Here is a 12,634-nt window from a genome sequence, read left to right on the forward strand (position 1 = left end):
AACCTTTCTTCTAATACCATAAATGGAATCGCGATAAACTACTTCCTAGGAAGAAGTTCACAACAACTAATAAATATGCGTAAATATGTACCCATGCATAAGTTGTACCTGTTAGCTTACTTTTGCGATTCACATACAATATCAAGCAATACAAAATTAAGATAATGAAGGAACCAATGATTTTTGCATCAAAAATCGAAAGACTCTCTAACGTTAATAGTGCCCATTCAAACCCTAAAACTAAACTTATAAATAACATAGGAATTCCAATAAAAAATGATATATTCATCCAGCTACTCGTTTGTTGCAAAGATGGCAGCCTTGTCCATAAATATGACCATTTTTTCTTTTTAAGCAATCGATATAAAATTAAATACAATATCGCAAAAACAAATGTTAGCGTAAATGCTGCATAGGATAAAATTGCAAATGATATATGAATAAAAAGCATTTCCGAAATTAGAGTATCACTAACTGCTCCGGTTGGTCTTTTAGGCATAAAAGTAAAAATACTAGCGAATAAAAACCCTAGTATATTAATAATAAATACTGGTAAATCTACTCGCGCTATACAGTGAAGAATAATAGATAATGTAACGAGCAGCCAGGAATAAAATAGAATTCCTTCAGACAAGGATAAAATCGGAAAACGCTTGGTTTCCACAAAGGTTAATAAAATTATGGCACTTTGTATTACCCATACAAATGAAACAAGCCAAAAAGCAATTCGCCTTGCTCGTACTTGTTTATAAAAGTAATCAGTAAAGTAAAATACTAGACTGATCGCATACAAGACGATCATAACTTCATAAAGCCTTGTCATTGTCAAATCAGCCAATAGACATCCCTTCTTTGTATCGAAATTGCTAAAGAAGTATTCAACTTTAGCCTAGAAAAGAAAAACGTTTTCGTATCCTTAGTTTACCACACAGATACGAAAACGCCTCATGTAATATCAGTAGAAAATCTCGTTCGTGAGAAAATCATGGATTTGCTCAATCCTAGATTTGGTTCATGCTTCAATACGAACGTATAGACATCTTAGAAAGAGTACTTTGGTTCAGTAGAAGTTTGTGATGATTGCACACGCTCTTTACGATCAAGCTCTTGCATTGTCATTGCATGTACCTCAGCTTCTACAGCTTCCTCAATACCAAAAATTTGTTGGAATAAACGTAACTGTTCATTTGCTTTTGGTGAATTCGCCATTTCTTTTGCTTGTAAAATGGGCTCTTTTAACAACTGATTAATAATAGATTTAGTATGTTTACTTAAAATTTTACGTTCACGATCCGTTAAATCAGGCATTTTATTTTCAATGCTAATCATTGTCTCCTCTTGAATATGATTAGCTTTTTTACGTAGCGCCGAGATCACTGGCACAACACCAAGAGTTGCAACCCAGTCTTTAAATTGAAGAACCTCTTTGCCAATCATTGTAGTAATGTCAGCTGCCGCACGTTCACGCTCAGCTAAGTTTGCTTCTACAATTCCCTGTAAATCATCTATATCATATAAGAAAACATTTGGTAAATCTCCAACACGTGGATCAATATCACGTGGTACTGCAATATCTACCATAAATAATGGTTTACCTTTACGTAAACGTTCAACAAATTGCATTAGTTCATAGTCAATTACATAATCGGTTGCACCTGTAGACGTAATTAAAATATCCGCTTCCAGTAAAGAACATTGCAGCTCTTTCATCGATTTTGCTTCACCATGGAATTTAGCTGCCAGGCTTTCTGCTTTTTCAAATGTACGGTTAATAACGGTTACTTTTCCTACACCGCTACCGTAAAGATTTTCAATAGCAAGTTCCCCCATTTTTCCAGCACCTAAAATGGCTACATGTTTACGCTGTAAGGATCCGAATATCTTCTTCGCTAATTCAACTGCTGCATAAGAAACTGATACCGCGTTCTCACCGATAGCCGTTTCATTATGTGCACGCTTCGCAAATGTCACTGCTTGTTTAAATAGCTGATTGTAAACCGTTCCTGTTGTTCCAATCTCTTGTCCACTTAAGAAGCTTTTCTTTACTTGACCTAAAATTTGCGTTTCACCAAGAACCATAGAATCAATTCCTGCAGTCACTTTGAATAAATGCTCGATTGCCTCATCTTCTTCTCGGATTGTTAGATAAGAAGAAAATGTCTCCGTCGGTAAATCGAACCAATTTGCTAAAAATTGTTTTACAAAATGACGTCCCGTATGCACTTGATCCACTACAGCATAAATTTCTGTTCGGTTGCATGTTGAAACAATAACATTTTCTAATATGCTTTTTTGTTTTTGCAGCGCTTCCATTGCTTGTGGCAGTTCACTCTCTATGAATGATAACTTTTCACGAATTTCAACAGGCGCTGTTTTATAATTCAAGCCTACTACGATGGTATGCATGAATAACACCTCACACGTTCTAATTCACAAATCTCATTATAGCACAGTTCGACAGAAGTTCATCTATAATTTGTGAACATGTCATGAAGAACTGTAATTCGTCATCTACATTAGAATTATTATAAACTAAGTGTAACAAATTATACGTCCTGTTTCAAATTAAAAAACTGCCCCATGAGTAGGAGCAGTTTTATCTATTAATTAGTGATTGTTACAGTCTTTAACGTGATGATTTTATCTTCTTTATCATATGCTACAAATTCTATTTCGTTGTTCACCTTGAAGTCTTGCATAGTTTGAACTGTTTTTGTCAGCATATAAACATTATCACTACGTTTCTTTAATTCAAATTGTACATCTCCGCTTACAGAGGTGAAGCGCACATTTACCTTCGCAACATTTGAACAATTACCATCGATTCTAGCATTCATTGTAATATTCCCTTTGCGTAATGTAACAGATGCTTCTTCAAATAGATTATCAGGGTTTATACAGCTTGAAGAAGTTGTTTTACATAAAATCGCATCAATTAATTTTTGGAATACTTGATGTAACTGTAAATTATCGATTGCATGATAATAAGTTCCACCAGTTTCTGAAGCCAGTTGCATTAAAATGGCATCATTGACTTGTGATTTTTTACCCATACTTACTGTATAAATTTTAACGCCTTGCTTTTTCGCATCATTCAGCACTTTTGTCATTTTCGATTTACTTGTCTTGCCATCAGATATAACAACCATTGCTTTTGACGTTTTCGCATCGTTTGAGAATTTCGTAAGGGCTAATTCAATGCCAGCAAAGATGTCAGTAGCACCCTTCTCTTTCGATGTTTTATAGAGATCTTTTTTCAATACATTCTCCGTACTGCCTTCTGCTAGTACAGTAGCTTTTGTATTTGTTTCAACCACTATATTATTTTTTGCCTTAATTTGATTTATAGCTTCCAACGTTTTCTTACCACGGAAATTTGTTTGATCAGCGGCTTTCATGGATGCTGAGTAATCCACCACAAATGCGACCTCTGTTGCTAATGAACAAGAATTTTTACTGAAATACGGATTTGTGAAAATTTCCTTAGTAATCGTTTTATCCGTCAGGTCTTTTAATATTGTGGTATAACGCGGATCAATTTTATTGACTAGGGTTGCTTCTACTTTAGATTTCCCATAAATAATAGAATCAAAGTAAGCTACTGCTGTTCCAGGTCCCCCTGTTTTGTCTAAATAATCCGAGGTATTTGTCACAAATGAAGCCGTTTTTTCTACACCATCGAATTTAATTTTTACAGTTCCTTGATAATCAGTAATTGGTTCCCCACCTGCTCTTACTAATGTAACCATTACTTTTGTATAACGATCTTTACCAGATGGTCTAGATGCTGCCTCTGCGCTTTCTTTTAATGCTTCTACACGCTTTTTATAAGCCTCTACCTGACCAAGTAATTTACCGCCTTGATATTTTAATAGAACTGTTCGATCATAGTTACTCAAATTCGTAAGAATAGCATATATTTTCATGACACTATCATAATGCTCTAATGTTAATTTCTTTTCCTCTGGCATATGATTCATCAGCTGAATAATGGAACCAACCGGATTTATATTTTCTACCTGTGAAGCAATTGCATCGTCAATTCCTTGCACACGATATATAGGACGACCATCATCAGAAATCATATACATAATTTCTGTTTTAGCTGGTGTTGTCACGGAATCCTTCAAACGTCGATTTAATAGTTCTTCAAATAAATAAACGGAAATATCATAGTTTTCAAACTGTAAAATGGCATTCTCATAACCTAAAGCAGGATATTTTGGATCAGAACCACCATATCTTAAATACGTATTTTGCACATTTCCAAGTGCATCTGTTACATTCGTTTGCTGACCAATACTAAACAGCTTTTTATCTGCATCTTTGTCTAAAGGAACTGGATTGTAAACATCAATGATATTTTCCGTAAAGAACTCAGGCAATTTTTCGTAAGGTTTAAATGGAGGTGTAACATTTCCATTATCATCATCGGTATTGGCTGGATCATACACTTGGTAATCAATACGCATCTCTGGTTGAGGTGAGTAACGCACCTGTGCATTTAATTTTTCACCTACTAGACATTTCATACCTGGATCTGTATTGTTAATCAACTCGAAAGAAATAGTGTCACGGACAGACTTTGTTAATGCTGGTGCTTTTACTATAGCTGTCACTGTAGAGCCATCAGATTGTACGTTTCTAACTGGATCGCCTGCTGTATCCACAATTGTTGCACCATATGATGAAGTTACACGGAATGTATAAGATTTATCGTCTGCAATTGGATCACCATTACAAGCTTTTAACGATACTGTAATTAGCGTTGAGTCAACTCCATTTGCAACTAAATCTGTTTTTTCAACATCGATGCTTTGTAAAGCATTATTTACATATTCTGGTCCAGTAAAATCATTAGAATTATCCTTTGGTTCTTCAAAATCTGCACTACCTGAGCCCATAAAGCCTGCTGGTAAAGTAACTTTATCATTATCACGGCCAGCAGCAGCACGTTTTAATCCTTGAACACTTAAGGAACCATTTTGTACAGCACGATATAAAAATACTGCAATATCCCCACGAGTTAATTTTGTAGAGGGATTAAAATCAGCAAATGTTTTCTTTCCTGTATTACCTGTTGAAATATCATTTGTATATAAATATTGTACTGCTTGAGGTTCATCTAAATCTAAACCTTTAAAGGCTGCATATACCCGTGCAAATTGACCACGTGTTATTGCTTTGGAACGATTCGCTGTTGCATGTGTACCATTAAAAGGTAAATAGAAATCACTATAGAAGTTATATGCTACACTTTCGTTATACGTTAATGCATAATTACGATCAAGCTTTGCGAGCATAACTACAAGCTCTTGTTCAGTTATTTGTTCATCTGGTAAAAAATTATTAGCGCCATTCAATGATAGTAAGTCATTATCAACTGCCCATGATATAGCTTTGTATTTACTATTATTCGTCGGTACATCCTGAATAGTCGTGGCTGCCCAAGTAACAGCAGGAGCTGCTGACATAAATACTAGTACAAAGCAAAGCAGTGATAACAATGCTTTTTTAGCATGTGCCATGTAGTTCAGTCCTTTCTTTAATTGAAGAATAATATGTCATCACGATAGTTTTGTTTTAGATCATTTTCTAAATAATTCAAGAAACGTTCCAGCACTACTGATGCTTGCGCCCGCGTTAATGGCTGGTTAGGGTTAAATCTACCTGTTACAGGGTCACCTGTCATTAAGCCTAACTCATTAGCAATGTAAATTCCGTCTTTTGTGTAATTTGGAATTTGAGCATCATCTGTAAATTTAGTTACATAGCCTGGGTCTGGTGCTTTGTTTTCAAGTCCTAAGGCACGCACAAATATCGTCGCAGCTTGACCACGTGTAATCGGACTATCTGGTTTAAAATACTCAGGTGTAACTCCTTTAATAATTCCTTTCTTGACAGCTGATTCAATATAGGCATAATCCTTTACAGTACGCTTCACATCTTTAAAAACACTTGTAGATGCAGTTTTTTTCGATTTATTTTCTTTTTCTTGCATAACACGTAAATCAACCGCTTTACCAATCGCTGTTGTAAAGTCAAAACGCTTCATTGGTGTATTCGGAGAGAAAAAGTTACTTGTATCTGTGTATATACCTAAAGAGTATAATTTATCAATAGCTTCCTTCGCGTAATGATTGTTTAAATCTCTAAACTTAGGAATGATTAATCGTTCAATAGTTGGCATATATTCTGTATCTAAGTCTAACGTTCCCTTTTGTCCAGAGGCTAAATTATACGTATATTCAGAAATAACATCTTTTTCACTTACAACTGCATATCCACCATCAAAACTGCCTAAGCTTCCTAGATTTTGTTCATAGTTTAATACACGTGATTTACTTGTAGATAATCGATTTTTCACATGGCTTGTTTTGCCATCGCTAAAAGAATAAACCGCTTCTGTAATTTGTGTTTCTGTTGCTCCCCAGAAATTTTCATAACCAGCATGTCGACTATCAGTATCAATGGTTACTGTATTTTGAACTGCATTTTTCCCCGTCCCTGACTGGAAGGAATAGGTTTTTCTAGAAATTACATTACCAGAATAATAATCCGAAGCAGCACGATTGTCCGTCACCGTACCTTGAGAAAATTGGTAATCTACTAATGTATAGGTAGTTTTACCAATCACGATTTTTTCAGCATACTTTTTCACAACACCATTGGACGTTTTTTGACCAATCGTTGCATAATCGACAACATCTGATTCGTAGGCAATATTTCGTGTTAATGTAGCCCCATTACTCGCTATCAGCTTAAGGCTATAGGTCTCTGTTAATTTTCCTTTTGATTCTTTTTCAGTAATTTTAATATCTTTACTTGTCCCTTTAAAAATAATTGGTGTTCCTGTAATGAAAACAGCTTCTTCATATGTATATTCATTTTTTACAGCACCTGTAGTTTCTAATGAAGCAGCTAATGTATTTTGCGGGATGGTAACGCCAAATACAGCTATCGCAAAAACTACTAACATTATTTTAGATAAATGTTTTCGCATTCGTTTTTTGTCCCTCTCTTTCATTTCATGCACGTCTATATAGGGGCTGCCAAAAATCATGCATAAAAAAGCTTAAAATCCGCATGTCTCCTGCAAGTATCATTATAAAAGAATAAGTATACACTCACTTCAACGCATATAGCCTATCTTTCATCTATTCTACTCACAAGAGACTCACAAATTTTATTGAATTAATCTACTAAAATAAAATGAGCTTTGCCAAAACGATCTGATAATACTACTAAACGATCAGAAGGCTTTAAATCCGCTGGTTGAATAACTTTACCAGCTTTTATAAGGGTAGTTTGATCAATATTCATATCAACCATTTCTCCTGCCTCATACCAACGACCTTTCTGCCATTGACTGACACTCTTTACATTGATAACAGCTGGATATGTTGATTTTACTGATTGCAGCTTACCTGCCAGCATTAATGGTGCAACTGGCTTAGCGTTATCAAGGATATGAACAGCCTGAATATGTCCATCTTTCACATAGAAGTAGCCATAATCACCTTCAAATAAATGAAGCTCAATATCAGGGATAACACTATATACTTTTTTCCCATCATCCACTATTGCCTTGGTTGAATTACTTACTGATAAAACAGTATGCTCTGTTTTCTTAAAGACATTTGAGTCAATCTTCATTGCATCATCAATTTCAATTAGATAGCCATCCGCTTGAGATAGGCGACCGTAGTATAATTCATGACCTGCTAAGTTCGGAGACATAAAGCTATCACTTGTCACTTGGACAACCTGTGCATAGTGATCACGTGCAGCACCGTCCGAGATAACAAAGGCTGTTCCATAAGCTAATAAGCCAGTAGGTTCGATTAAACGCCCATTGCGAATTAAAATTGTGCCATCATGGAAGTACAGTGTACCAGCAGATTTAAGTTTTAATAATTGATATTTTGTATCCACAGAAAGCATAGGCTCATAGTAAGTTCGTTCGTTATTTTTTAAGACAACAATTTTCTCAATCACTTCTTTACCAAATTGTTTAACCGTAGCATAATATGCTTCACTGCCAATATAGTTTTTCAACTGACCTTTATCAACTTTTGTATTCCCTACATAAATTGGCACCTTTGATGAAAAATCCATCGTTGATAAAGCTGTTGTCGTATCTGAACCAAAATCCCAATTTGCAAAGGCATGTTGATTTTTTACAGTTAATTTATTTGTATTTACATTTACGACTTGTATTTCACCTTTATAAAGATTTTCTACTAATGTACCGGTCTCACTAATGTCTATTTTAGTGACGATTGACGTATTTAAATTTTTAAGACTAAGCTTAATTCGATCTCCTACATAGAGGGCACTAATATCCACAGATGAGGAATTTTTTTGATAGCTTGTATCTTTATTTAGATAGTAGGTTGTTTCTTCCCCAATATCTGGTTTAAACATAATGAATAGTCCATTAGGATCAATACTTGTAACTACTCCAGTAACAGTTGCTTTTTTCGTATTTTGGCCAACTGAAGAAGAAGTAGATTCAGTATCCTTTGTAGAATTAGATGAACCACGAAGTTCAACAACACTTCGAAGAGAAATATCCGCCTCTACCTTCATTCCCATCTTAAAGCCATCAATGGTAGTGACTGTATTATTAATATACAGGCGGGCATTGTCATTAATATTGTATGTAACTGTACGACCGCTGTCATTTTGTAGAGTGATTTTACTTAGTTTTTTTTCTATTACTCCGTTTGGATTTGCATATTCTGAAAATGTTACATCAACAAAGGATCCTGTCACCATTTGAGTAGCAGCATTGGCTGTTTGACTCGATGAAAATCCAAAAACTGCGAATATCAAAATCAGTAGTATGTATGGAATCTTCTTCAACAAATTCCGCCTCCTTTAAAATTTGTTATTAATAAATAGTATATCGTATTATTGGTAGTTTTACGTCTTCAAAAAGTTACATTTTATCGCATTCTGCTTTCTTATTAGTGCAGCTATTAGACACAAAGATAGAGGTAGCTTTCTATCTTCAAGCTACCTTACCTTTAATCATACTTGAATGTCAATTGTATGTCCGGCTGTTGGATGTGGAGCATCTAACATTTCAACTAACTGTTCTGTATTCTGCTGTTGCATCTCCATCGCCTGTTTTGTAACAGCTAAAGATACATTTTGCATTAAAGTCGCTTGATTCATGGCAATTGATAAAGCTGCGATATCCATTCAGTCCACCTCCTCTTTAATTTATCGGTCAATTCTTTCATTCATCAAGCGATTTTCCCAATTTTCTACATAACTTTCTCATCAAAAACCTTCGTCCTTTATTGTTTCTTTCCTTATAAATGAAAATAAAAAACATCTACTGTCCTAAAAAATAGACGCAATAGATGTTGTTTTTATCTTCATTCAGCAGAAGACTCCCACCTCTACAGGTGGTGAGATGAATGCGGTTTTAGTTCCTTTTCAGTGGGTGTCCAAACACCTACTGAATAAAGATAAAACCTCCGGCGGATGTCACGGATTTTCAAAGGAATGAATTGTGCGGGCACAATTCAAAATCCGGACGCAATTACGCCAAGGCGAAATTGATTACATTAAATTTTCAATCGTACGCCAAGTCTCTTCAAAGCCAATTCCTTTCTCTGAAGAAAACACAATAAGTGGATCATTCTTTTCCATATTGAGCGTTTCTTTTACTACTTTTTTATGCTTATCCCATTTACCTTTTGGAATTTTATCTGCTTTTGTCGCAATGACAATACAAGGAATATTGTAATGCTTTAAAAAATCATACATCAGGCAATCATCTGCTGTAGGTGGATGACGTAAATCCACAATTTGTACGACTGCCTTTAATTCCTTGCGTCCTGTGAAGTAGCGCTCTATCATTTTTCCCCATGCTTCACGCTCTGTTTTTGAAACCTTTGCATAACCATAGCCTGGAACATCTACAAAAAACAATTGCTCTTCGATTTTATAAAAGTTCAACGTTTGTGTTTTTCCTGGCTTAGATGAAATACGTGCTAAAGCTTTACGACCAATCATTCGATTAATGAAGGAGGATTTCCCTACGTTCGAACGACCGGCTAATGCAAATTCTGGCAGTCCATCTTCTGGATATTGGTCTGGTCTTACGGCACTAATGACCATTTCGACGTTATGGACTTTCATTTTTCTAAAAACCTCCGTCCAGTGCATAAGCTAATACTTCATCAGCCGATGACACTAGTTTAAATGTAAGTTGCTCGCGTACACTTTCAGGAATCTCCTCAATATCTCGCTCATTATCCTTTGGACAAATAATTGTTGTTAAACCTGCGCGATGAGCACTGAGTGTTTTTTCCTTTAACCCGCCTATAGGCAGTACACGACCACGTAATGTAATTTCACCTGTCATACCAACCTCACGGCGTATTGGACGATGTAAAATAGCCGAAACAATTGCTGTTGCCATCGTAATACCAGCAGATGGACCATCTTTTGGTACAGCTCCTTCAGGTACATGGATGTGAATATCATGTGTTTCAAAGTATTCCGAATCCACCTCTAGATCACCCATCTTTGTACGAACATAAGACAAAGCTGTTTGAGCGGATTCCTTCATTACATCACCAAGCTTCCCAGTGAGTTGTAATTTTCCTTTACCAGGTGTTAATGATACCTCGATTTGCAAAGTATCACCGCCAACCGTTGTATAGGCTAATCCAGTTGCTACACCAACTTGGTTTTCCTTCTCTGCTTGTCCATAACGGAAGCGATGTTTACCTAAGAGCTCTTCTAATGATTTTGAGCTTACAGTTACACGTTTTTTCTCACCCGAAACAATAATTTTAGCGATTTTACGACAAAGCGTCGCAATCTGACGCTCAAGTCCACGAACTCCAGCTTCACGTGTATAGTAACGAATAATATCGAGTACTGCTTCATCCTTTATAACCACTTGTGTTTTTTTCAAGCCATGCTCTTTAAGCTGCTTTGGTATTAAGTGATTTTTCGTAATTTGAGCCTTTTCTATTTCTGTATAGCCAGCAATAGAAATAATCTCCATACGATCCAGTAATGGTCCTGGAATTGTACTTAGATCATTTGCTGTTGCAATAAATAATACATTCGATAAATCGTATGGCTCTTCGATATAATGATCGCTAAAAGAATTGTTTTGTGCAGGATCTAGCACCTCTAGCATTGCGGCTGCAGGATCTCCTCTAAAGTCATTAGACATTTTATCAATTTCATCTAATAAGAAAACAGGATTAATTGTGCCTGCCTTTTTCATACCCTGGATAATACGCCCCGGCATTGCTCCAACATACGTACGGCGGTGACCACGAATTTCAGATTCATCACGGACCCCACCCAATGAAATACGAATAAATTTGCGATCCAAGCTTTCTGCTATTGATCGAGCTAACGATGTTTTCCCAACACCTGGAGGACCTGCTAAACATAAAATTGGACCACGTAAAGAATTTTTCAATTGGCGTACAGCTAAATATTCTAATACGCGTTCTTTTACTTTTTCTAAACCATCATGGTCACGATTTAAAATACGCTCTGCGTGAGCAATATTCATACGATCTTCAGTCGAGTTTGTCCATGGTAGTGAAATAAGCCAATCAATGTAGTTACGGATAACACCACTCTCTGCACTAGCCCCAGGTAACTTTTCATAACGATCTAACTCTTTAAGCGCTACTTCTTTTGTTGTTTCTGGCATACCTGTTTCTTCGATTTTCTTGCGTAATTCAGCTACCTCACCTGTTTTTCCTTCACGGTCTCCTAGCTCTGTTTGAATAGCTTTCATTTGTTCGCGTAAGTAATATTCTTTTTGTGTACGTTCCATCGATTGCTTTACTTTTGTATTAATCTTCTTCTCAAGATCCAGTACTTCTTGCTCATCGTGTAAACGAATAATTAAATGATCTAAGCGCTTTTTGACACTAAGCATTTCTAACACTTCTTGTTTATCAGCAATCTTAAATGGCAAATGTGATGCGATGATATCAGCCAAACGTCCTGGTTCTTCAATGTCAACCACTGTATTAATGGTTTCAGTTGTTATTTTATTTGAGGATTTAGCATATCTTTCGAAATATGTTAACAACGTACGCATTAAAGCCTGTGTTTCAACATCCTTATCAATCGATTCCTCCTTGATCTCTACATCAACAACCGTATATTTTTCCAAAGCTCGATAGTTATTCCAAGTAGCTCGTGCTACACCTTCTACCAATATACGCAACGTTCCATTTGGTAATTTTAGCATTTGCTTGACGTATGCCATTGTACCAATTGCATATAAATCTTGCTCTTCAGGTTGTTCATCATGCATTTCCTTTTGTGTTACTAGCAAAATCAATTGGTCCTCTAACATCGCTTGCTCTAGCGCTGCTACAGAACGATTTCTACCCACATCAATATGTAACACCATCGACGGGTATACTAAAAGGCCACGTAAAGGTAATAATGGTACATTTGTTGTTTTTTGTATTGTCACCATGCGGGTATTCACCTCCGTCAAAATTTTCTTGTTCACATCCCGCGCTACTAGTATGTGTCTAAATAGCCGATTCACACTAGTTAATCAAACGAGCCAAAAATTACAACTAATTATTATTGGTTTTATGTATGAATGAATAAAAAGCTG

8 protein-coding genes are annotated in these 12,634 nt (G+C 35.9%); all 8 read right to left on the reverse strand.

The window, feature by feature from the left end; genetic code table 11:
* Positions 1 to 10 precede the first annotated feature (10 nt).
* The 8 genes from ccsA to lon all read right to left on the reverse strand — a co-directional run bounded on the left by ccsA (position 11) and on the right by lon (position 12,487).
* On the reverse strand, positions 11 to 838 hold the full coding sequence (ccsA, locus tag ACQKIM_RS08750) for a cytochrome c biogenesis protein CcsA (RefSeq protein WP_427542066.1): 828 nt from the start codon (positions 836 to 838) through the stop codon (positions 11 to 13).
* A 203-nt stretch (positions 839 to 1,041) separates the two neighbouring features.
* A complete protein-coding gene (gene hemA, locus ACQKIM_RS08755; RefSeq protein ID WP_427542069.1) occupies positions 1,042 to 2,406 on the reverse strand; it encodes a glutamyl-tRNA reductase in 1,365 nt (454 codons plus the stop codon).
* Positions 2,407 to 2,603: 197 nt separating this feature from the next.
* A complete protein-coding gene (locus ACQKIM_RS08760; protein WP_427542072.1) occupies positions 2,604 to 5,528 on the reverse strand; it encodes a VWA domain-containing protein in 2,925 nt (974 codons plus the stop codon).
* 17 nt (positions 5,529 to 5,545) lie between these two features.
* A complete protein-coding gene (locus ACQKIM_RS08765; RefSeq protein ID WP_427542075.1) occupies positions 5,546 to 7,003 on the reverse strand; it encodes an S-layer homology domain-containing protein in 1,458 nt (485 codons plus the stop codon).
* Between the two features lie 191 nt (positions 7,004 to 7,194).
* On the reverse strand, positions 7,195 to 8,871 hold the full coding sequence (locus ACQKIM_RS08770) for a hypothetical protein (protein WP_427542078.1): 1,677 nt from the start codon (positions 8,869 to 8,871) through the stop codon (positions 7,195 to 7,197).
* Positions 8,872 to 9,036: 165 nt separating this feature from the next.
* Positions 9,037 to 9,210 (reverse strand): YjfB family protein, encoded by a 174-nt coding sequence (locus tag ACQKIM_RS08775; protein WP_283869002.1) that lies wholly within the window; start codon positions 9,208 to 9,210, stop codon positions 9,037 to 9,039.
* Between the two features lie 366 nt (positions 9,211 to 9,576).
* Complete coding sequence (yihA, locus tag ACQKIM_RS08780; protein WP_427542081.1) at positions 9,577 to 10,158, reverse strand: ribosome biogenesis GTP-binding protein YihA/YsxC; 582 nt, start codon at positions 10,156 to 10,158, stop codon at positions 9,577 to 9,579.
* Between the two features lie 4 nt (positions 10,159 to 10,162).
* On the reverse strand, positions 10,163 to 12,487 hold the full coding sequence (gene lon, locus ACQKIM_RS08785; protein ID WP_427542084.1) for an endopeptidase La: 2,325 nt from the start codon (positions 12,485 to 12,487) through the stop codon (positions 10,163 to 10,165).
* Positions 12,488 to 12,634: the final 147 nt, after the last annotated feature.

Origin of the sequence: Lysinibacillus sp. NPDC047702, assembly GCF_050272555.1 — a bacterium.
Taxonomy (GTDB): Bacteria; Bacillota; Bacilli; order Bacillales_A; family Planococcaceae; genus Lysinibacillus.